Annotated in this window: 21 protein-coding genes; 6 read left to right on the top strand and 15 right to left on the bottom strand. The window is 66.4% G+C overall.

Annotated elements, in window-relative coordinates; all coding sequences use genetic code 11:
• Positions 1-39: 39 nt before the first annotated feature.
• The gene (locus tag QCE63_RS30795; protein WP_309838309.1) at positions 40-1,251 is read left to right on the top strand and encodes an ABC transporter substrate-binding protein; all 1,212 of its coding nucleotides are present in this window, start codon (positions 40-42) and stop codon (positions 1,249-1,251) included.
• Positions 1,252-1,255: 4 nt separating this feature from the next.
• Here QCE63_RS30795 and QCE63_RS30790 read toward each other — a convergent pair whose 3' ends face one another.
• The gene (locus QCE63_RS30790) at positions 1,256-1,828 is read right to left on the bottom strand and encodes a DNA-3-methyladenine glycosylase (protein WP_309838308.1); all 573 of its coding nucleotides are present in this window, start codon (positions 1,826-1,828) and stop codon (positions 1,256-1,258) included.
• A gap of 59 nt (positions 1,829-1,887) precedes the next feature.
• Here QCE63_RS30790 and QCE63_RS30785 point away from each other — a divergent pair, with 59 nt between their 5' ends.
• On the top strand, positions 1,888-2,331 hold the full coding sequence (locus QCE63_RS30785; protein WP_309838306.1) for a low affinity iron permease family protein: 444 nt from the start codon (positions 1,888-1,890) through the stop codon (positions 2,329-2,331).
• A 4-nt stretch (positions 2,332-2,335) separates the two neighbouring features.
• On the opposite strand, the gene QCE63_RS30780 is transcribed toward QCE63_RS30785, so the two are convergent.
• The 13 genes from QCE63_RS30780 to QCE63_RS30720 form a co-directional block, all read right to left on the bottom strand.
• Entirely contained in the window at positions 2,336-4,174 is a 1,839-nt protein-coding gene (locus QCE63_RS30780) for a VWA domain-containing protein (protein ID WP_309838305.1), read from the bottom strand.
• Positions 4,175-4,197: 23 nt separating this feature from the next.
• Positions 4,198-4,854: a TadE/TadG family type IV pilus assembly protein gene (locus tag QCE63_RS30775; protein ID WP_309838304.1), complete on the bottom strand. Its 657-nt coding sequence runs from the start codon at positions 4,852-4,854 to the stop codon at positions 4,198-4,200.
• Positions 4,851-5,324, bottom strand: a complete 474-nt coding sequence (locus tag QCE63_RS30770; protein WP_309838302.1) for a pilus assembly protein — start codon at positions 5,322-5,324, stop codon at positions 4,851-4,853. The genes QCE63_RS30775 and QCE63_RS30770 overlap by 4 nt, the downstream gene beginning before the upstream one ends.
• Entirely contained in the window at positions 5,321-6,208 is an 888-nt protein-coding gene (locus tag QCE63_RS30765) for a tetratricopeptide repeat protein (protein WP_309838301.1), read from the bottom strand. Before QCE63_RS30765 ends, QCE63_RS30770 begins: the two co-directional genes overlap by 4 nt.
• Positions 6,205-7,167 (bottom strand): type II secretion system F family protein, encoded by a 963-nt coding sequence (locus QCE63_RS30760; RefSeq protein ID WP_309838299.1) that lies wholly within the window; start codon positions 7,165-7,167, stop codon positions 6,205-6,207. Before QCE63_RS30760 ends, QCE63_RS30765 begins: the two co-directional genes overlap by 4 nt.
• Complete coding sequence (locus tag QCE63_RS30755; protein WP_309838297.1) at positions 7,164-8,138, bottom strand: type II secretion system F family protein; 975 nt, start codon at positions 8,136-8,138, stop codon at positions 7,164-7,166. Before QCE63_RS30755 ends, QCE63_RS30760 begins: the two co-directional genes overlap by 4 nt.
• The gene (locus tag QCE63_RS30750; RefSeq protein WP_309838295.1) at positions 8,135-9,538 is read right to left on the bottom strand and encodes a CpaF family protein; all 1,404 of its coding nucleotides are present in this window, start codon (positions 9,536-9,538) and stop codon (positions 8,135-8,137) included. The genes QCE63_RS30755 and QCE63_RS30750 overlap by 4 nt, the downstream gene beginning before the upstream one ends.
• Positions 9,538-10,755, bottom strand: coding sequence for an AAA family ATPase (locus tag QCE63_RS30745; protein WP_309838294.1), 1,218 nt, complete (start codon positions 10,753-10,755; stop codon positions 9,538-9,540). The genes QCE63_RS30750 and QCE63_RS30745 overlap by 1 nt, the downstream gene beginning before the upstream one ends.
• Before the next feature lie 37 nt (positions 10,756-10,792).
• The gene (locus QCE63_RS30740; protein ID WP_309838292.1) at positions 10,793-11,167 is read right to left on the bottom strand and encodes a CpaD family pilus assembly lipoprotein; all 375 of its coding nucleotides are present in this window, start codon (positions 11,165-11,167) and stop codon (positions 10,793-10,795) included.
• A gap of 7 nt (positions 11,168-11,174) precedes the next feature.
• Complete coding sequence (locus tag QCE63_RS30735) at positions 11,175-12,650, bottom strand: type II and III secretion system protein family protein (RefSeq protein ID WP_404990211.1); 1,476 nt, start codon at positions 12,648-12,650, stop codon at positions 11,175-11,177.
• A 46-nt stretch (positions 12,651-12,696) separates the two neighbouring features.
• Positions 12,697-13,650 (bottom strand): Flp pilus assembly protein CpaB, encoded by a 954-nt coding sequence (gene cpaB / locus QCE63_RS30730; RefSeq protein ID WP_309838291.1) that lies wholly within the window; start codon positions 13,648-13,650, stop codon positions 12,697-12,699.
• Between the two features lie 12 nt (positions 13,651-13,662).
• Entirely contained in the window at positions 13,663-14,172 is a 510-nt protein-coding gene (locus QCE63_RS30725; protein WP_309838289.1) for a prepilin peptidase, read from the bottom strand.
• Positions 14,173-14,267: 95 nt separating this feature from the next.
• Entirely contained in the window at positions 14,268-14,450 is a 183-nt protein-coding gene (locus QCE63_RS30720) for a Flp family type IVb pilin (RefSeq protein ID WP_309838288.1), read from the bottom strand.
• A 430-nt stretch (positions 14,451-14,880) separates the two neighbouring features.
• On the opposite strand from QCE63_RS30720, the gene QCE63_RS30715 reads away from it, so the two are divergent.
• Entirely contained in the window at positions 14,881-15,384 is a 504-nt protein-coding gene (locus QCE63_RS30715; RefSeq protein ID WP_309838287.1) for a DUF6496 domain-containing protein, read from the top strand.
• Here QCE63_RS30715 and QCE63_RS30710 read toward each other — a convergent pair.
• The gene (locus QCE63_RS30710; protein WP_309838286.1) at positions 15,369-16,301 is read right to left on the bottom strand and encodes a LysR substrate-binding domain-containing protein; all 933 of its coding nucleotides are present in this window, start codon (positions 16,299-16,301) and stop codon (positions 15,369-15,371) included. The two genes, QCE63_RS30715 and QCE63_RS30710, sit on opposite strands and share 16 nt — an antisense overlap.
• Positions 16,302-16,419: 118 nt before the next feature.
• On the opposite strand from QCE63_RS30710, the gene QCE63_RS30705 reads away from it, so the two are divergent.
• The 3 genes from QCE63_RS30705 (at position 16,420) to QCE63_RS30695 (ending at position 19,415) form a co-directional block, all read left to right on the top strand.
• On the top strand, positions 16,420-17,190 hold the full coding sequence (locus QCE63_RS30705; RefSeq protein WP_309838285.1) for a transporter substrate-binding domain-containing protein: 771 nt from the start codon (positions 16,420-16,422) through the stop codon (positions 17,188-17,190).
• 2 nt (positions 17,191-17,192) lie between these two features.
• Positions 17,193-18,320, top strand: a complete 1,128-nt coding sequence (locus QCE63_RS30700; RefSeq protein WP_309838284.1) for a M14 family metallopeptidase — start codon at positions 17,193-17,195, stop codon at positions 18,318-18,320.
• A 204-nt stretch (positions 18,321-18,524) separates the two neighbouring features.
• Positions 18,525-19,415 carry an alpha/beta hydrolase gene (locus QCE63_RS30695; RefSeq protein WP_309838283.1) on the top strand — a complete coding sequence of 297 codons (891 nt, stop codon included), beginning with the start codon at positions 18,525-18,527 and terminating at the stop codon, positions 19,413-19,415.
• The last annotated feature ends 126 nt before the right edge of the window (positions 19,416-19,541 follow it).

Below are 19,541 nucleotides of genomic sequence, written 5' to 3'. Positions count from 1 at the left end.
ATTCGCCCGAACCGGTTATCCAAAAGAGGAGAAGCATCCATGACGATTCGTGCGGGCATCCCGCTGCGCCTGACGCTTGCCGCGACCGCGGTGCTTGCCGCGAGTATCGGCGCCGCGCGCGCCGACACCATCAAGATCGGCGAGATCAACAGCTACAAGGCCCAGCCGGCGTTTCTCATGCCCTACAGGAACGGCTGGAATCTCGCGCTCGACGAGATCAACGCGGCGGGGGGCGTCAACGGCAATAAGCTCGAAGTCGTCTCGCGCGACGACAACGGCAATCCCGGCGACACGGTGCGCGTCGCACAGGAACTGGTCACGCGCGAGCAGGTGAAGCTGCTGTTCGGCGGTTATCTGTCGAACACGGGTCTCGCGCTCGCGGACTACGCGAAGCAGCGGCGCATCTTCTTCCTGGCGGCGGAACCGCTGACGGACAAGATCGTCTGGCAGGACGGCAACAAGTACACGTATCGTTTGCGGCCGTCCACCTACATGCAGGTGGCGATGCTGGTGCCCGAAGCGGCGAAGCTCCACAAGAAGCGCTGGGCGCTCGTGTATCCGAACTACGAGTACGGGCAATCCGCGGTGGCGACCTTCAAGCGGCTGTTGAAGGCCGCGCAGCCGGATGTCGAGTTCGTCGCGGACCAGGCGACGCCGCTCGGCAACGTCGACGCCGGCGCGGTGACGCAGGCGCTCGCCGACGCGAAGCCCGATGCCATCTTCAACGTCCTGTTCAGCGCGGACCTGGGCAAGTTCGTGCGCGAGGGCAATACGCGCGGCCTGTTCAAGGACCGGGCGGTGGTGTCGCTGCTGACGGGCGAGCCGGACTATCTCGATCCGCTGGGCAAGGAAGCGCCGGTGGGCTGGATCGTGACGGGTTATCCGTGGTATTCGATCGATACGCCCGAGAACAAGAAGTTCGTCGCGGCCTACGAGGCGAAGTATCACGACTATCCGCGGCTCGGCTCGGTGGTGGGCTACACGGCGATGATGTCGATTGCCAGCGGCCTGAAGAAAGCCGGTTCGCCCGATGCCGACAAGCTCGCGGCCGCGTTCAAGGGCCTGCCCGTGAACACGCCGTTCGGGCCTGTCACTTACCGCCCGCAGGACAACCAGTCGACCATGGGCGCGTATGTGGGCGTGACGGGGCAGAAGGACGGCAAGGGCGTGATGACCTCGTTCCGCTACGTGGATGGCGCGAGCGTCCAGCCCTCGGATGCCGAGGTGAAGAAGCTGCGTCCGGCGGAATAACGCGTCAGGACTTCGGAAAGGGCTTGCTGACGAATGTCGAGCCGGCAAGCCCGAAGCGCCAGCGCACGTCGATGGCCTTGGTCAGGCCGATACGCGGGCCGCTCACGATGGCAAAGTCTTCCTCGGGCGGCTCGATGTGAAACGGCGGCTCGAACAGCGACATGCCGTTGTTCCGGTGCGTGATGGCGAGCGCCTGTGCCAGACGTCCCGGTCCCGAGCAGAGCAGCTTCACGGGTTCGAGCCCGCGGCGCTGGCGCATGGCATCGAGGCCGGTCAGCGGTTCGATCGCACGGATCAGCACGCCCGCGCCGTGGCCCGGTTCGCGGCACACGAAGTTCATGCACCAGTGGATCCCATACGAGCGATAGACATACACGTGCGCGGGCGGCCCGAACATTGCTGCATTGCGCGGTGTCGGGCCGGAGAAGGTATGCGACGCGGGATCTTCGCGGTCGTAGGCTTCCGTCTCGACGATGCGGCCGCCGACGCCGTCCACCGTCACGATCGCGCCGATCAGGCGTTGCGCGACGATCTCGGAAGGCGCGTAGAAATCGATGGGAGTGGGCTGGATGTTCACGAGCGCTATTCTAAGTCGTGCGTGGACGCCGCGTCCGCCAACGACTCAGGAGATGCCGAATGAAGACCTCATGGTTCCTCAGATTCTCGAATGCGCTCGCGCAGGTGGCGGGCCACGCATCGACGTTTGTCATTGCGGTCGTGCTGGTGATCGTCTGGGCGATCTCGGGCCCGATGTTCCATTTCAGCGATACGTGGCAGCTCGTCATCAATACGTCGACGACCATCGTCACGTTCCTGATGGTGTTCCTGATCCAGAACACGCAGAACCGCGATACCGCCGCGATGCAGATCAAGCTCGACGAACTGATCCGCGCGATGGACCGCGCGCACAACGCGCTGCTGGATCTGGAGGAACTCGACGAGAAGGAACTCGCGGTGTTCCGCAAGCGTTACGAGAAGCTCGCGCAGGAAGCGCGCGACGATCTGCGTTCGGCGGATAGCGATATCGACATGCCGGCGTTCGAGCGCGGCCAGAAACGCTCCGGCGAACCGGAGCGGTAGAGCGTCATTGGGTCAGGCGCAGCACGCCCAGATTGCCGGCGATCTGCTGGAAGATATTGTCGAGCGTCGTGTTGTCGGGTGCGTTGTAGTAATTTCCCGGGCTCGCGCAGTTCTGCATGTTGACCTTCGCGCTCGAACTCGACGCCGACGCGCCGAACGTGATCGCATAGATCGTGATGCCTTCCGCCTTGATCGCCGTGCAGATGGCCTGCTGATACGAGTTGGCGTCGTCGGGCCAGCCGGCATTGTTGCCGCTCGAGGAATCGATCGGATTGCCTCCGTGAAGCTCGGACGAGTCGGTGAGCGCGTTGCTCATCTTCGAGCCGTCGGCGCGCAGGACCGTGGGCGCGGCGAGGCTGTTGGTGCCCACGCCCGAGAGACCATTGAAATACAGCGTGTTCGGAATCGACCCCGCCGCGCCGATCTGGTTCTGGCCATCCGTCAGCACGATCATCACGCGCTGGAGGTTCTGCACGGAGCCGTCGGTGGGCTTCGGCAGGCTTGCGTCGGTGGAGGTCCAGCCGTTCTTGGTACCGGCCACGTTCTGCGACCACGACGGTTCCAGCATGCGCCAGCCCCACAGCAATCCCGTCGGAATGATGGTCGAGCCGGACGGCGTCATCTTCTTCACGGCGGCGGTCAGCGTGCTCGAACTCTGCGTGAGGAAGGTCATCGACGTGGCGAGGCAGCCCGAGTTTTGCGTGAGCGTCTGTCCGGTGCTGTTGGTCTGATCGAACTGATAGCCGATGCCGGTGCCCTGTCCCGTCGACGGATACGAGCATTGATTCGCCGCGCCCGATGAGCCGAGCGTCACCGGCACAGACGAGCTGGTCGAACTGGTCGAACTGGTCGTGGTACAGCTTCGGTAGCGGCTGCTCGAGCTGTAGGTGATCATTTTCAGCTTGGTGGGCGGGACGTTGTAGTAATAGCGCTGGAACTTGCGCGTGTCCGTCGGCGAGTAGGGTTCGGGCGACAGATTGCCGCCGGTGCGCGGCTCGATCACACAGCCATTCCACGTGCTGGTCGAGATGTTCGATGTGTTGTATGTGGGCAGCGTCGTGCTGAGCCAGCTGCCGGTCGCGGGCAGGGCGCCGGTCGTGTTGACGGTGCTCGCGAACGGCACCAGTCCGATGTAGTTCTTGTTGGTCGTGCTGGTCGTGCCGGACGGCAACAGATCGCCTATCAGCGAGTTCGCCGCGGTCTGGAGGCCGCTCATCTTGGTGGCGCCGCTGACCCCGTTGGCCGGATCGTTCATCGAGCCGGTGTTGTCCAGCACCATCACGAGTTCGAGCGTGCTCTGCGGCATGCGCAGTGCGGTGTTGCTGGCCGAGACGGTGGACGTGTCCGGCGTAGTCGTGCCGCCGCCGCTGCCGCCGGACGAATTATTGGCCTTGGTGCTGAGGAACTTCGGCGCGAGCAGCGGCAGCGATCCGGATGCGGACAGCGCAATGGTCTGTCCCGTGGCGGGCGCGCCCGTGAGGGTCGCGCTGAAGTTGGCGTCCGGCATGCTGAAGCCCATCATGCCGGTGGGATTGTTGGCGTCGTAGTACGCACGCGCATCCTTCTGCCACGATTGCAGGTTCGTGCCGGCCGGCGAGCCGTAGCGTTGCAGGTTCGCGCCCGACGAGAGCGTGGCCGCGTCGAGGGCCATCTGCATGCGGCCCTGGGTCATCGCGTAGTCGATTGCATCGAGCGCCATGCACATGGACCCGATCATCAGGCTTCCGCACATCGCAAAGAGCATGGCGACCGCGCCGGCATCGCCTTTCTGGAGCCGTGCCCGCCACGCGCGGATGCGCGCCGCCAAGGACCGTGTACTGAACGTGCGCTGCTGGCTTGTCATGTGCGTTCCTGGACTCGCGAGCGTCAATAGAAGGCGCGTGCGGCGCGCGGCCGGACATACACGCGGCGATACACGGTCTGCTGGCCCGGCAGTCCGGACATGAAGTGCGAGGTCATCAGAAACGGGTTGTAGGTCAGGAACACTTCCACGATGATCGCCGAATCGCCGGTGCGGAACGGCCAGGTGCTCGGCAGCGGGGCCGAGCTCGTCACGCGCGAGGGCAGCGTGCTCCTGGTGTTGGTCCATGAGGTCGGATAGGCGGTCCACTGGATCTTGGGCGTGGCCGTGGTCATACTCGTATCGATGTTCTTGCACTTGCTCGTCGAATCCGGATCGCACACGAACGAGACGTACACCATGCCGTTCGCTTTCAGCTCATAGGGCGCCGCGAGCAGCAGCGCGTCCTGCCAGATGGAGCCGTAGCTGTTGGCATCCGTGGTGTCGGTGCTGTCGGCGATGATCGAGGTCATCTGGCCGATGGAATTGGCCAGCGTGAAGGCCGTGCGGTCCACCGCGCTCACTGCGCGCATGTACATGTAGACCTCGGTGAAGCCGAGCATCACGAGCAGCATCATTGGCACGATGATGACGAATTCAATGGATACGCTGCCGCGCTCCGAGCGCAGCAGCCCGCGCAGTTTCGCCGCCAGGGCGCGCCATGTTCCGATGAGCGTGGTCATTTTTCGTTCTGCACGATGTAGTTGCGCTCGAACGTCAGCTGGTTGATGCCGAACATCTTCGGGATGCCGGTGATGCCGGGCATCTTGAGCTGGATGTTGTAGGCGATGACGTCGCCGTAGCCGCCCATGTCGGCGGCCGGCTTGTAGGTCGAGCTGCCGAGGTTGCCGTAGGTGCCGTAGTTCAGTTCGGTGATCGACACGGTCGCGCCAATCTTCTTCCAGCCGCCGAGTATCTGGTCGATGGTCGCCTGCGCCGCGGCCTGGCGCGTGCCGGTGCTCGGTGCCGTCGTCGTCAGGCCGACGCGCGACGCTTCCTGGGCGGCCATCTGCACGCTGGCATCGACGATCATCTCCAGCGCCAGTTCCACCGTGCCGACGATGAGGATGACCGACATGAACGCAACGACCGCGAACTCGATCGACGCGATGCCGCGTTCGTCACGCAGGAACTGCCGCGCCAGGGATTTCATTTGAGGCGAGTCGTCTGCACCTGCGCCGTCGGTATGGCGGCGGGCGCGCCCGGCTGCGACGACGAAACGGCCGACGTGCGCTGCGACATCAGCTCGCGTTGCAGGTCGTAGTAGCGCAGGTTGTCCTCGACCGATGCCTTGGGCAGATCGCGCGACAGGATTTCGGCGGCGGCCTCGCGGTTGCCCAGCAGTCCGTAGGCGAGCGCGAGATCCTGGCGAGCCTGCGGCGGCGCGGCCGGGAAGCGCGTCACGTCCAGCAGCACGTTCGCGCCTTCGCGCGGATCGCCGCCGAGGGTCAGCGAGAGGCCGAGGTTCACGGAGATCAGCGGATCACCTGCATTCTTCTTCAGCGCGGTGCGCAGCACGGCCTGCGCCGCGGCATGATCGCCCTTCATGTCGTAGGCCGCGCCGAGCCCGGCGGACGCCAGCGGCTCATCGGGCGTGATGACGAGCAGGCGCCGGTAGGTCGCGATCGCGTCGTCGAAGCGGCGCTGGCGCATGGCCACGCGGGCCAGGCCCATCAGCGGCGCGGCTGCGTTGCCGTCGACCCGGCTGGCGCGCTCGTAGAAGACGCCCGCGCGCGTGAAGTCGCCCACCGCATACAGCGTGTTGCCGAGCCCGGTGAGGCCGGCGATCGACTGGGGATCGGCCTGCACCGCCTTCTCGTACAGCGAGGTCGCGAGTTCCATGTTGCCCGACTCGAGCGCCGTGTCCGCGATGCGCAGTTCGCTCATCGTGGTCGGCGCTGAGTTGCGCGTGAGGGGACGCGTATCGACCGTCTGACGGGTGGTCGTGCAGGCGCCCAGCGCGCCCGCAATGGCGACGCAGCAGAGCGCCGCGCCGAGGCGGCGCATGCCGCGGAGTGAGATGTGTCGGGTGTTCATCGCGTTGCAAAGACGCTCATGAGTTGAATGACGGCCGGGCCCGCGGCAATGAGCATCACGGCGGGAAGAATGAAGATCATCATCGGCACGGCCATCTTGGGAGCGAGCTTGGCGGCCTTTTCTTCGAGTGAGACGATGTGCGCGAGCCGCTCGGTGTGCGACAGCGTGCGCAACGCCTGGGTGATCGGGGTGCCGTAGCGCATCGACTGCGTGAGCGTCGAGATGAGCGCGCGGATCGACGGCAGGTCGATGCGGTCCGCCAGCGCCTGCAACGCGCGCGCGCTGTCGCCGGAGAGCTTGAGTTCGTCGGCGGTCAGCTTGAATTCGCTCGACAGCGGCGGGCAGATGGTCTTCATTTCATCGGACACGCGGCGGATCGAGACGCCCAGGCTGTTGCCCGCGTTCGTGCAGATGACGAGCAGGTCGAGCGAGTCGGGCAGGCACGAAGCCATGGCCTTGCGGCGGCGCGACGCGAAGAACGCGAGCACGTATTCCGGCAGGATCATGCCGACCACGAACACGAGCAGCATCATGATGCCGCGCACGGCGGGATAGCCGCCCACCACGGGAATGCGCGAGCCGAGCATCACGGTGAACGCCGCGCAGATCAGCCCGACGACGAACTTCACCGCCAGCAGGATCGACACCGCCGACTGGCTGCGATAGCCGCTGCGGATCATCTGCGTGCGCAGTTTGGCGCGGTACTTGGCATCGAACAGCGGCAGGCGGTCGCCGAGCCGCGCCAGACGATGCAGCACGCGCGTCGTGAGGCTGTCGTCGTCTTCTTCCTCGGCGGCCAGGGTGCTTTCATTGCGCTGCACGACGGCCGCCTGACGCGTGCGCTCGGCGATGCGGCCGCGCTGCCCGCCGTGCTTGGTCGCCCACCAGACGAGGATCGCCATGACGAGCGCCAGCAGCATCAACAGGTTGATGAGGTTTTCGAGGTTCGCCTGGCTCATCGCGCGGTATCCAGTTTCGACATCTTGTGAACGACGCTCAACCCGATCACCAGGCACGTGGCGGCGCCCATCAGCACTTTCTGGCCGGTCGAGGTATCGAACAACACCATCAGATAGGCGCGATTGAGCAGGAACATGCTGCCCAGGATGACGAAGGGCACGGAGGCGAGAATCTTGGTCGTGATGCGCGCTTCGCCGGTGAGGGCGCGGGTCTTCTGGCGAATCTCGCGGCGCCGGCGCACGATGCCCGCGAGGTTTTCGAGCGTCTCGCCGAGCTGGCCGCCGGTTTCGCGTTGCAACAGCAGACAGACGCAGAAGAACGAGAAGTCCGCGATGCCGATGCGCAGCACCGCCGTATCCAGCACTTCTTCGAGATCGAGGCCCACCTTCAGCGCATCGCCCATGCGACGGAACTCGCTCTTGAGCGGCTCGGCGCACTCGTTGGAGGCGACGCCCATCACGTGCGTCACCGGCACACCCGCGCGCACCGCGCGCACGATCAGGTCGATCAGATCGGGGAAGCCTTCGAGGAAGCGCCGCTTGAAGCGCTCGACGAGAAAGCGGTACGACTGCACCACGCCGAGCAGGGGCAAACCGGCGAGCAACGCGGGCTTGACGAGCGCGGGCAGCGGCAGGAGATTCGCCATCAGCAGCGCGACGATCTCCGCCACGACGCCCGTGATGATGACAATGCGCAAGCCTTTTGCGCCCGCCACGGTCTTGAGGCGCGCGATCTTCGGGCCGAACCAGCGCGAGATCACATTGTCGTTGCGGCTGACGGTGAAGAGGTCGGACACGTCATGGCGCGCGTCGCGAGCAAGCTGGCCGGTGGTGGGAAAATCCGCCTTCACGCGCGCCTGGATGCGCGCGTCGGGTTGCTGTTTGCGCATGTCCTGCAGCACCAGCATCATGATGCCGGCCAGGAGAACGACGGCGAACGCGCCGAAGGTGATGAAGTCGACGCGGCTCATGGGCGCATCGCCTCCAGCAGCGCGTCTTCGAGGCCGTAATAAGCGGCGCGGGCGGCGAACGCGGGACGCACGGAGCCCGTTTCGAACACGCCTTTGACTTCTTCGCTGTAGGCGCTCGCGTCGTAGTGGAACGCGAACAGGTCCTGCGTGATGATCACTTCGCCTTCCATGCCCACCAGTTCGGTAATACGCGTGACACGGCGCATGCCGTCGCGCATCCGCTCGATCTGCACGATCATGTGCACCGCGCTGGCAATCTGCCGGCGGATCGACAGCAACGGCAGGTTGCCGTTCGCCATCATCACCATCGATTCGAGACGCGTGATGCCGTCGCGCGGCGTGTTCGCGTGGATCGTGGTCATCGAGCCGTCGTGGCCGGTGTTCATCGCCTGCAGCACGTCGAAAGCTTCGGAGCCGCGGGTTTCGCCGAGGATGATGCGGTCGGGGCGCATCCGCAGCGCATTGCGCACCAGATCGCGCTGCGTGACCGCGCCGAGCCCTTCGGCATTCTCGGGCCGCGTTTCCAGGCTGACCACGTGCGGCTGCACGAGCTGCAGTTCGGCCGCGTCCTCGATCGTCACCGTGCGTTCGCCATGGCCGATGAAGTGCGACAGCGCGTTGAGCAGCGTCGTCTTGCCCGAGCCCGTGCCGCCCGACACGATGACGTTGAGCCGGCAGGTGCTCGCGAGCTTGAGCACGGTGGCCATCGCGGCGGACAGGTTGCCTTGCTGCGCCATGCGGTGCAGCGTGATGTTGCGCTTGGAAAACTTCCGGATGGAGATCGAGGCGCCGTGGATCGCGAGCGGCGGCAGGACGACGTTCACCCGGCTGCCGTCGGCCAGACGGGCATCGACCATCGGACTGCTTTCATCGACGCGACGGCCCACGCCCGCGGCAATGCGCTGCGCCACGTTGGTCACGTGGGTGTTGTCGCGGAACTTGCAGTTGGTGAGTTCGAGACGGCCGTGCCGCTCCACCCAGACCTGATCGGGGCCGTTCACCAGCACGTCGGTGATGGTGTCGTCGGCGAGCAGCGGCTCGATCGGACCAAGGCCGAACATGTCGTTCAGCAGTTCGCCGACGATCTGCGCCTGTTCCGAGATCGTGATGTTGAGCCGCTCGCGCTCCGCGACTTCGAGCACGAGCTGTTCGACGCCCGGCTTCATCTGTTCGCGCGTCTTGCCGACGGCCGCCGATGCATTCATCGAGGCGAACACGCCGGTGCGGATCATCTTGAACAGGTCCGAGCGCACGAGCACGTCGTTGCCTTCCGGCGCGTGCGGGCGCGGCGGCGGCGGCGCGGGGGCGGGCGCCGGGGCAACGGCCGCGACCGCGGCTTCGGCGCCGGGCGCCGTGTCCGCGTCGGGCGCCGGACGGGGAACCTGTTTCTGTCCGAACATCAGCCTCTCCTGAGCCTGAGCTTCTGGAAGAACGAGCGCTCGGCGTTCATCTGCTGACCGGTCAGGTCGCCGCCGATGCGCGTGACCATCTGGTTGAAGCCGTTCGCGGTCTTGTCCTTCGGCGCTTCGCCGAGATTCTCGGCGGTCGCGAGCGACTTGGCCTCGAACGGGATTTCATACAGCACGTTGCGGCCGACCGCGGCCATGAAGTCGTTCATCTGCACCTTGCCGCTGGTGACGGCGCTCGGGTTGTTGACCAGCAGCGAGGTCGGCGGATTGTTGTCGCGATCCTCGATGTGGCGCAGCAGGCGAATCGTTTCGCGGGTCGAATGCACCGAGCGGTCGGCGATCAGGTAGACGCGCGCGGCGTGATCCAGCGCTTCCTGCGCGAGCGCGTCGTTCATCGGGCCGATGTCGAGAATCACGTAGTGGAAGCTGTCGCACAGCAGTTCGAGCACGCGTGGCAGCGCACCCGCGCCGAACGGCCGCGCGGCGCCGTATTCGAGTTCCGCCGAAAGCATGAAGAGACGGCTGCCCTTGGCGACGAGCGTGCGCTCCACGTATTGCGGATCGAGACGATGCACGTTCTGCAGCACGTCGACGAGACCATTGTTGCTTTGCAAGCCGAGCATCGAGTTGGCGGCGCCGCCGTGCAGGTTCAGATCGACATAGGCGACGCGGCGGTGCGTGTCTTCGGACAGGTGCCGCGCCACGTTGAGCGCCAGCGTCGTGACGCCGACGCCGCCGCGCGAACCCGCGAACGCGATGGTCTTGCCGGCGCGCGCCAGCATCACCGGGCTGACCTTGCCTTCGGAGACGTTCACCGTGCGCTTGAGCAGCTCGACGGTGATCGGCTTGACGAGATAGTCGCGCACGCCGATCTTGAGCAGGCTGCGGAACAGGCCCACGTCATTGCGCTCGCCGAGCGCCACGACCTGCACCGAGGGCTCGCACACCTCGGCGAGACGGCCGAGGTCGGAGAGCGGCATCACCGATTCCTGCAGGTCGACCAGCAGGAAGAGCGGCGAGCGGTCCACGCGGGCCAGGTGCGCGATGGCGTCGTCCACGTTGCCCATGACGATATGGGCGTGCGGCATCGCCTGTTCGAGCACGAAGCTCTTCACGATCTGCTCGGTCTTGCGATCGGACACGAAGGCGATGAAGTCGGCATTGCGCGCGCTCGACTTGGTCTTCGAAAAGGAAAGCTCTGTGCTCATGGCTGGCCTGGTCTGCCTTTGGCTGGATTGCGTTGCATCACTTGCTGTCGCGCGAGGTCGATTTGTCGAGCGGGATTACCTTGCCCGTCTCATAGCGCCGCACCGCGCCCGCCGCTACCGCGGCATTCGCTCCGTCGAGGGTTTGCGGATGGACCGCATCTTCCGGACGCGCAAGCTGGGCCGCCAGATTGGTGTAGGTCGCGCAGCCCCATTGCATGCTCGGGCGGCGGATGCCGGCGTCCGTCAGCAGCGAGGGGCGCGCGAGGCTGTCGCAGTCCGGCGGCACGGCGTTCAGGCCGTCGTAGCCGATCACCGACTCGTTCGGCATGTTGCGCGGCGGCTTGAAGCAACCGCTCGCGGCGACGGCGAACACGCCGGCGATGAGAAGGGAAAGCAGTCGTGTGTGGTTCATGACGGGCTCAATAGACGTAGCCGGCCGCGCCGACGAGACGCGGCTGTCCGGCCTGCGCCGGCGCGCCGCCGTTCTGGCGCCGGAAGCTGTATTCGACATCGCTCGACGGCGAGATCAGCGAATCGAGCGGCGTGCGCAGCCGGCCCGGGTCGGTCGGCTCGACGAGATACGGCGTGACCATGATGACGAGCTCGGTCTTGTTGTTCTGGTAGTTGGTCGACGAGAACAGCTTGCCGAGCACCGGGATCGAGCCCAGGCCGGGCACCTGCGAAACGACGTCGGTGGTATTGCTCTGCAGCAGGCCGCCGATCGCGAAGCTCTGGCCGCTCGCCAATTCCACGGTGGTGTCGGCGCGCCGCACCGAAAGGCCCGGCACGGTGATGCCGCCGGTCGTGACGCTCGCGGTCGTGTCGATCTGGCTGACTTCCGGGCGCACCTTCAGGCTGATGCGCCGGTCCGACAGCACGGTCGGCGTGAAGTCGAGCTTGACGCCAAACTGCTTGAATTCCACGCTGATCGCGCCATTGGTCTGCGACACCGGAATCGGGAACTCGCCGCCGGCGAGGAAGCTCGCGGTCTGGCCCGACAGCGCGACCAGGTTCGGCTCGGCCAGCACGGTCAAGAGACCTTCCTGGTTCAGCGCATCGACGAGCGCGCGGATGTCCACGTTGTTCGTCTTGAAGGCGCCGAGGATCGAATACGCGTTGTTGCTCGGCAGATTGACCGGGTAGGTCACGCTGCCGTTGGCGCTCGTGATCGGCTGGCTCAGGTTGTAGATCGAGCGGCCGCTGAACAGGCCGCTGTAGAAGTTGCCGGCGGCGTTGCCCATCGCCTGCCAGTTGATGCCGAGCTGCTGCGTGACGTTGCGGTCCACTTCGGTGATGCGCACGCGCAGTTGCACCTGCAACGGACGGTCCACCGTCATGCGGTTGACCAGCACTTCGCGCTCGGCGAGATACGGCGACACCGCCTGGACCACGGCGTCGGCATCGGCGGCGGTCGGCACCTGGCCTGTGATCTGGAGCGAGCCCTGGCTCGTGCCGACCTGGATGTTCGAGTTCGGGAAACGCGCGGCCAGCATGTTGCGCAGCGAAATCATGTCGCGCGACACGACCACCGTGCGCTGCGCGAGCTGCTTGTTGTTCGCGCCGATGATGTAGAGCGTCGTCGTGCCGGTCTTCTTGCCGAGCACGAAGACGGCGCGCGGCGACGGCACATGCACGTCGGCGACAGTCGGGTCCGCCACGAACACCGAGGTCACGTTCTCGCCCAGTTGCAGCATCGTGCCCTTGCCGGCGTCGAGCGTCAGGGAGCCCTGGAGCGAGGATTCCGTCATGCCCGCCTGCGCGCCGTAAGCCGGCGGCAGCTTCGCCGGCTGGGCGGCCTGTGCGGCGGCGCTGGCGCCCGCCAGCGCCGCGGCGACCATGACGATCGACACGGCTTTCTCGCGGACGATGCGACTCGAGCTGAACTGCATTTTCATGAATGTGAATCCTGGCGATGACACGCTTTCGAACCTGGGCATGGCGTTATCGTTGTTCGGGCACGGTCGGCAAGGGCGGCACGCCCTGACCGGCACCGCCTGCCTGCGCGACGCTCGCCGTGTCGGACTTTTCCGAGCCACGGTAGATGGTCACGGTGCGCGGCTGCGCCGGTGCGGCGACAGGCGCGCCGCTCGGCGCGGTGCGCTGGCGCGGCAGTTCGCGCACGGCGCGCGAGATGTCGCCAGCCCAGATGGGCGCGCGCGCCTCGGCCGCCGGGGCCGACGCGGGCGAGGCCGGATCGCGGCTGACGGTGGCGAAGCTGCGCAGCGCGAGCGACAGGCTGCCCAGACGGGCGGCGACCGCGACGACTTCGCCCATGCGCGGCGTGACTTCGAGCGTCACGGTGCGGGCGCGGCTGATGGCGACGTCGCCCTCGCCGGAATTCTTGGGACGCTTGATTTCCGAGCCCACGGCCAGCACGCGCACGTGCTCGACCACCGTTTCGCTCGATACCGCGAGATCCGGCGACTCGGTGCGGCGCTCCATTTGCTGGGTCAGCAGCAGGTCCACGTAGTCGCCCGGCTGGATGAGGCCCGCGTTGCCGGAGACGTCGTCGACGGCCACCGACACCGCGCGCATGTCCGGCTTGAGCGTCGCGGCGAGAAAGCCCGGCGCGCTCGGCAGGAAGACGTCGTCGGCGACGAGCACCGCGCCGCTCTCGACCGGGTGGCGCAAGAGCGCGCCCTTCAGGTCGGGCGCGTTGGCGTCGCCGGAGATGATGGCGTTGGGCGGCGTCTGCGCCTTTTCAATCTGCTTCCACGCGAGATCTTCGTCGCGCAGCAGCAGGCCCTGCGGCAGGGCGGCGGCACTGACCAGCACCTTCTGGGTCGTGACGACCGGCGTCGATGAACGCGAGGCGCCCGCCAGCACGACCCGCACGATGAGCGCGATCAGCAGCGCGCCGACCAGCAAAACGGCAAATTTGATGATGTTGGACATAGGGACGCCGTCCTATCGCGTCGAGATGAAATGCAGCAGGGCAGGCAGCACGATGACGAGGCCGCCGCCGGCAGCGAGGGCTACGCCGTAGGGAACCCCGCGCGCGGCGGAGAACATCGCCAGTGCGCGCATCGGCATGAAACGTTGGGCCGGATTCATGTTGCGGGTCGCGAGGCTCACGAGCGACACGACCGTGCCGATCACGGAGATGAGCGTCAGCGTGGCCAGCGAGAGACCGAATCCCACCCACAGGAAAATGACTGAGGCGAGCTTGGCGTCGCCGCCGCCGAGCATGCGGGCAATGAACAGCACCGCGCACACGAGGAAGACGATGACAGCGAGCGTCAGGTGCGACACGACATCGTCGAGCGGCATGCCCGCGATGAACGCATCGACAAAGAACAGCGCGCCGATCGTGAGGACGATGCTCGTCGGCAGGCGTCGCGCACGCACGTCATACACCGCGAGCCAGACAAGGGCGCAGAGGACGAGGACACGGATGACAACGGACAGGGTCGGCACGATGGTGAGGGCATGAAGTCGAACGGGACGTTGGGGAGAGAAGGAGATCCGGGAAAGTCTGTTCCGGATCTCCGTCATCTCGTGCGAGCCGCGCGTTAGTGCGACGGCGTGGCGCTGGTCATCGCGCCGGTGATGCCCGACCAGAGGTTGCCGATGGCGGTCGAGAACGACGAGCCTGCGGCGACCAGGGCGATCACGACGATGCCGGCGAGAATCGCGTATTCCATGGCGCTGACACCACGCTCGTCGCGCACGAAGGCCTTGATGAATTTCTGCATGTTGCTTTCCTTGATGAGTGAGATTTGGGCTTGCAGTACCGAAGGGGATGCTTACCGATTTGGATCATATCCACGGCGGCCCTGGCCAATCGCTGGAACAAAAGGCGAAACAGGCCTCAATTCAACTCGACTTGGGTGCTATGGATAAGCCCGTTAACGGCGGGTGCCTTAGCGGCTTTAACCTATTTGGTGAAAAAGGTCCGAACGCAAGGTTCGGTCTGCATGGAGGCGTCAGCGGGTCGAAGACAAGGGCTGTCACGGCGGCGCGGCGAGCCAAACGTTTGGCTTCGTGAGGCGACGCCGGGAATGCGTGTCGGGGGATGGAAAGGCGTGTGAGTATCGTCGAGCCGCGGCGTCGCGCGAAACGTTTGCGGGCACAGGCGTTGCTCGCTTAATCAGCGCAATTCCACATCACTCAAGGAGGTCCGACATGCCCGAAAAGAAAACCCTCGCGCGCGCTTCGCAAGCGAAGCGTTCAGGCAAGTCCGGCAGCACCCAGGCAGGGGCGTTCGTGAAGGAGCAGATCGACCATATTCGCGAAGGCAAGCACGGCGCGAAGTCGGCCAAACAGGCCATCGCGATCGGGCTGTCCGAGGCGCGCCGCTCCGGCGTCAAGCTGAAGGCGCCCAGCAAGAGCACGACCTCCGCCGCCACCCGCAAGAAGGCTGCTCAGGACACGAAGGCCGCGCATCGCACGAAGAAAAGCCCGAGCACCGAGTCGACGGCGAAGCGGTCGGCGGCGTCCACCCGCGCGCTGAAGCGAGAGAGCACGAAGGCCGCCTCGCCCCAGACGCTGTCGCGGCAGACCCATGCGGCGTCGAGCCGGCGCTCGGCCGCGGATCGTTCGGCGGCTGCGAAGAAGGGCTGGGCAACGCGCCGGGCCAAGGCCGCTTCGGCCTCGAAGGGATCGCGCGCGCGTCACGCGTCGCGCTGAGCGCGGCGTTTGCGGGCGATCCGCGAGTACGACAGGGCCATCGTCGCGAGTTCCTGGGCGGCGGGCGTCAGCGGCACGCCCGCGCGCCGCACCAGGCAGACCGGCGTGCTCGCGGCGCGCTCGGCAATCTTGAGCACCATCACGTGGTCGCGGAAGAACCGGTGGGTTGCGAGGCCCGCCGGTTCCAGGCCGAGATAGTCGCTTCCGGCGATGCAATGCAGCGTATCGAACACGGCCTCGGTCGTTGCGGCGATGCGGGGTGCGGGCAAGCGCGCGTCTTCAAAGAGCGCGGACAAGCGATTGCCCGCTGTCTCGCCGCTGCGTTGCCGCGTGCTGACCCACTGCGCGTCGCACAGGTCGGCAAGGGTGCGGGCGCGGGTGAGCGCATGATCACGGCGCGCGATCACCGCGACTTCGGATTCGAACAGCGGGGTCGTTTCCATGTCGTGAACGTCCGCGTCCGGGGCGATCAGCGCGAGCGCGAAGTCGAGACGGCCTTCGCGAACCCATGAAGTCAGCATCCGTGAAGTCGCGCTGGTCAGATGTACGTCGATGCGCGGGCAGCGCTCGCGATAACTCTCCAGCAACGCGGGAAACAGCCGCATCGTGGCGTCGGCCGCGAGTCCGAGCGCCACGCGGCCGGTCAGGTCGCCCTGCAATTGACGCATCTCGTCTTCGGTCTTGCGGCACTCGCCGAGAATCAGTTCCGCGCGCACGCGCAAACGCTCGCCGACCGGCGTCAGGCGCACACCGCGCACGTCGCGCTCGAACAGCGGGCCGCCTGCCTGGGCTTCCAGCTTGCGCATGTGCTGCGTGACGCCGCTCTGAGCGACGTCGAGCCGCCGCGCCGCCGCGCGCACGCTGCCCGCGTCCGCCACGGCGATGAACATGCGCAATTGGGTGAGAGTGAGTTCCATTGGCTGAGGCGCGCCGCGGGGGCGATCACAAAAAGTGAACATGATAAGCAAAATGCCTCTTCTGGTGAGCATCCGGCGCTCGTAGTATCGAGGCTTGGATAACCTCACCTCCGCGCCCATGCCCCGATTCCACGCCCTCATGCTGGCCGCTGTCCTCGCGGCAGCCGCACCGGCTCATGCCAAAGACGCCGACACCCTGCGGCTCGGCATCGACCCCGGCTACCCGCCGATGGACGTCAAGACGCCCGACGGCCACGTCGCGGGTTTCGACGTCGATCTCGGCGACGAAATCTGCCGCCGTATCGCGATGCACTGCCAGTGGGTCGAGCTTGAATTCTCGGGCATGATTCCGGCGCTGCAGGCGCGCAAGATCGACGGGATCATGTCGTCGATGGCGATCACCGACAAGCGCATGAAGCAGATCGCCTTCTCCACCAAGCTGTTCCAGTTCCGCTCGCGTCTGATCGCGAAGCAGGGCGCGCCGCTCACGGCGAGCGCCGAGGGCTTGCGCGGCAAGCGGATCGGCGTGCAGAGCGGCAGTCAGTTCGAGACCTATGCGATGAAGAACTGGGCGCCGGGCGGCGTCGAGGTGGTCCCGTATCAGAGCATGGAAGGGGTGCTGAACGACCTCACGGCAGGCCGTATCGATGCCGCGCTGCTCGGCTCGGTGGAGGCCGAACACGGCTTCCTGAAGACGCCGCGCGGCGCGGGCTACCGCTTTGTCGGCGAGCCGCTCTCGATGGGCGATCACGGCGTCGGCATGGGCATGCGGCAGGACGACGCCGCGCTCAAGGCGAAGGTCGATCGCGCGGTGAAGGACATGCGCGCCGACGGCACGTACCAGAAGATCGCCCGCAAGTATTTCGACTTCGACGTCTACGGCGACTGATCATGCACATCCGACGCGACGCTCTTCTCTCGACCACCCTCGGCACGACCCGCGAACTCGTCAGCTTTCATTTCGGTGACGCGCGGGCGGCGGGCGAGCGGGTATACATCCAGGCATCGCTGCACGCCGACGAAACGCCCGCGATGCTCGCCGCCTGGACCCTCAAGAAGCGTCTCGCCGATCTGGAGGCGCAGGGACGCATGCGCGGCGCCGTGGTGCTGGTGCCGGTGGCGAATCCCATCGGGCTGTCGCAGCATGTGCTCGGGCAATTCCTTGGGCGCTTCGAGGCGAACAGCGGCCAGAACTTCAACCGCGGCTTTCCGCTGCCGACCGCGGCGGCGCTCATCGAGCGTGTGGCGGAGCCATTCTCGCCGCAGGATGGGGCGCACAACGCGCGTCTCGTGCGCGCTGCGTTGCTCGCGATGCTCGGCGAGACGAAAGTGAAAAACGAGTTCGAAGACGTGCGGCTCGTGCTGCTCAGGCTCGCGTCGCAGGCGGATATCGTGCTCGATCTGCACTGCTCGCTCGAGGCTACCGTGCATCTGTATACAAGTCCGTCGAGCTGGCCGGCGCTCGAACCGCTCGCGCGCCATCTCGGCGCCAATGGCGTGCTGCTCGCGACGGATTCCGGCGGGCAATCGTTCGATGAAGCCCACGCGCTCTTGTGGAACCAGGTTCGCGAGCGTCTGGGCGACGCCGTGCCGCTGGCCGCGCCGAATCTTGCTGCGACGGTGGAATACCGCGGCCAGCGCGACGTCGATTACGACACCGCTGCGCACGATGCCGAGGCGATCGTCCAGTTCCTGATCGGGCGCGGCGTGATCGAGGGTGAAGCGCGCACGCCGCCGCTGCTCGCTCAGCCTGCGACGCCGCTCGCGGGCAGCGAGCAGCTGACGGCGCCGGTGAGCGGCATCGTCGTGTATCGGGCGAAGGTGGGCGCGCGGTTGCGGGCGGGCGATCCGGTGTTCGATATCGTCGATCCGATCACGGACGTCGTCACGACTGTCACCACGCGGAACGACGGCGTGTTCTACATGCGGCGCGCGATCCGCTTCGTGCCCGCCGGCGCGGCGATGGGGCGCGTGACGGGCGAGACGCCGATCCGAAGCGGGGTGTTGATCGGGGCTTGAGCGGGGAAGGGCGGGGCGCGACCGGTGTGCGAAGTACGTCGAGCGCACCCAGCCTGCTCAGCGGGCTGCGCATGCCTGGCCCGCGGCGCACGCCAAGGCCGCCGCGCAGGCCGCCGCCGCGCATGCCAATCCCCGCCAAGCACGCCCCCCGCCGCGTCGCTAGAATGACCTTCCCCCTTCGCGTTCCCGCTGAGGAGTCTCGCCATGCTTGACTTCGCTCTCCACGCCCGCACACCGACGCTCGACATTTCCTACGCCGATTCCGGCCCCCGCGACGGTCCTGTGACCCTTCTGCTGCACGGCTGGCCCGACGCCGCCCGCGCCTGGAACCCAATCGCCGCGCGCCTCAACGACGCCGGCCGCCGCACCATCGTGCCGGAGCTGCGCGGCGCGGGCGGCACGCGTTTCCTCTCGCCGGACACGGTTCGCGACGGCTCCGGCGTCGCGCTTGCCCAGGATGCAATCGATCTGGTCGACGCGCTCGGCATCGCGCAATTCGATGTCGTCGGTCATGACTGGGGTGCGCGCGCCGCTTACACGCTCGCCGCGCTGTTTCCCCAGCGGGTGCGCCGCATGGCCGCGCTCGCATTGGCTTACCAGCCGCGCGGCGCGTTCCGCCTGCCGGATTTTTCCCAGGCGCGGCGTTTCTGGTACCAGTGGTTCATGTCGCTCGACGGCGGCCCGGACGCCGTCGCCGCCGATCCGAAGGGCTTCGCGCGCTTCCAGTGGGACACTTGGTCGCCGCCCGGCTGGTTCGACGAGTCCGAATTCGACATCACCGCACGCGCCTTCGAGAATCCCGATTGGGTGCCGATCACGCTCAATGCGTATCGGCGGCGCTGGCGCGGCGATCAGCCGTCCGATCCGGCGCTGGCCGACCTGTACGCCCGTCTCGGGACGATCGAGCGCATCGGCGTGCCCGCGCTGATGATCCAGGGCGGCGCCGATGCCTGCGATGAACCGGCCAGCTCGGAGGGCCAGGAAACCCATTTCGAGGCGGGCTACCGGCGCGTCGTGATCGACGGGGCGGGGCATTTTCCACTGCGCGAAGCCCCCGACGCCGTGGCTGCCGAAGTGCTCCACCATCTGGAGTGACCTGTCGATCAGGCGAGTGTCTTGCGCACCCCAGGCAGACACTCCCGACACGTTTGGCGACAACCACTGTATGCGTGTACAGTACTGTTCGCTGCGGCCGGTGTGCGCTTCCGAACACGCGCTCAC

Origin of the sequence: Caballeronia sp. LZ065, from assembly GCF_031450975.1 — a bacterium.
Taxonomy (GTDB): Bacteria; Pseudomonadota; Gammaproteobacteria; order Burkholderiales; family Burkholderiaceae; genus Caballeronia.
Note: the sequence above shows the minus strand (reverse complement) of the source record. Positions and strands in the feature narration are given on the sequence as shown.

Excerpts from the sequence above, each read along its gene's own strand:
- QCE63_RS30715 (WP_309838287.1), top strand. The coding sequence starts at position 14,881 with ATGCCCGAAAAGAAAACCCTCGCGCGCGCTTCGCAAGCGAAGCGTTCA.
- QCE63_RS30700 (WP_309838284.1), top strand. The coding sequence starts at position 17,193 with ATGCACATCCGACGCGACGCTCTTCTCTCGACCACCCTCGGCACGACC.
- QCE63_RS30720 (WP_309838288.1), bottom strand. The coding sequence starts at position 14,450 with ATGCAGAAATTCATCAAGGCCTTCGTGCGCGACGAGCGTGGTGTCAGC.
- QCE63_RS30755 (WP_309838297.1), bottom strand. The coding sequence starts at position 8,138 with ATGAGCCGCGTCGACTTCATCACCTTCGGCGCGTTCGCCGTCGTTCTC.
- QCE63_RS30765 (WP_309838301.1), bottom strand. The coding sequence starts at position 6,208 with ATGAACACCCGACACATCTCACTCCGCGGCATGCGCCGCCTCGGCGCG.
- QCE63_RS30735 (WP_404990211.1), bottom strand. The coding sequence starts at position 12,650 with ATGAAAATGCAGTTCAGCTCGAGTCGCATCGTCCGCGAGAAAGCCGTG.
- QCE63_RS30775 (WP_309838304.1), bottom strand. The coding sequence starts at position 4,854 with ATGACCACGCTCATCGGAACATGGCGCGCCCTGGCGGCGAAACTGCGC.
- QCE63_RS30745 (WP_309838294.1), bottom strand. The coding sequence starts at position 10,755 with ATGAGCACAGAGCTTTCCTTTTCGAAGACCAAGTCGAGCGCGCGCAAT.
- cpaB (WP_309838291.1), bottom strand. The coding sequence starts at position 13,650 with ATGTCCAACATCATCAAATTTGCCGTTTTGCTGGTCGGCGCGCTGCTG.
- QCE63_RS30770 (WP_309838302.1), bottom strand. The coding sequence starts at position 5,324 with ATGAAATCCCTGGCGCGGCAGTTCCTGCGTGACGAACGCGGCATCGCG.
- QCE63_RS30795 (WP_309838309.1), top strand. The coding sequence starts at position 40 with ATGACGATTCGTGCGGGCATCCCGCTGCGCCTGACGCTTGCCGCGACC.
- QCE63_RS30760 (WP_309838299.1), bottom strand. The coding sequence starts at position 7,167 with ATGAGCCAGGCGAACCTCGAAAACCTCATCAACCTGTTGATGCTGCTG.
- QCE63_RS30785 (WP_309838306.1), top strand. The coding sequence starts at position 1,888 with ATGAAGACCTCATGGTTCCTCAGATTCTCGAATGCGCTCGCGCAGGTG.
- QCE63_RS30695 (WP_309838283.1), top strand. The coding sequence starts at position 18,525 with ATGCTTGACTTCGCTCTCCACGCCCGCACACCGACGCTCGACATTTCC.
- QCE63_RS30710 (WP_309838286.1), bottom strand. The coding sequence starts at position 16,301 with ATGGAACTCACTCTCACCCAATTGCGCATGTTCATCGCCGTGGCGGAC.
- QCE63_RS30705 (WP_309838285.1), top strand. The coding sequence starts at position 16,420 with ATGCCCCGATTCCACGCCCTCATGCTGGCCGCTGTCCTCGCGGCAGCC.
- QCE63_RS30740 (WP_309838292.1), bottom strand. The coding sequence starts at position 11,167 with ATGAACCACACACGACTGCTTTCCCTTCTCATCGCCGGCGTGTTCGCC.
- QCE63_RS30750 (WP_309838295.1), bottom strand. The coding sequence starts at position 9,538 with ATGTTCGGACAGAAACAGGTTCCCCGTCCGGCGCCCGACGCGGACACG.
- QCE63_RS30780 (WP_309838305.1), bottom strand. The coding sequence starts at position 4,174 with ATGACAAGCCAGCAGCGCACGTTCAGTACACGGTCCTTGGCGGCGCGC.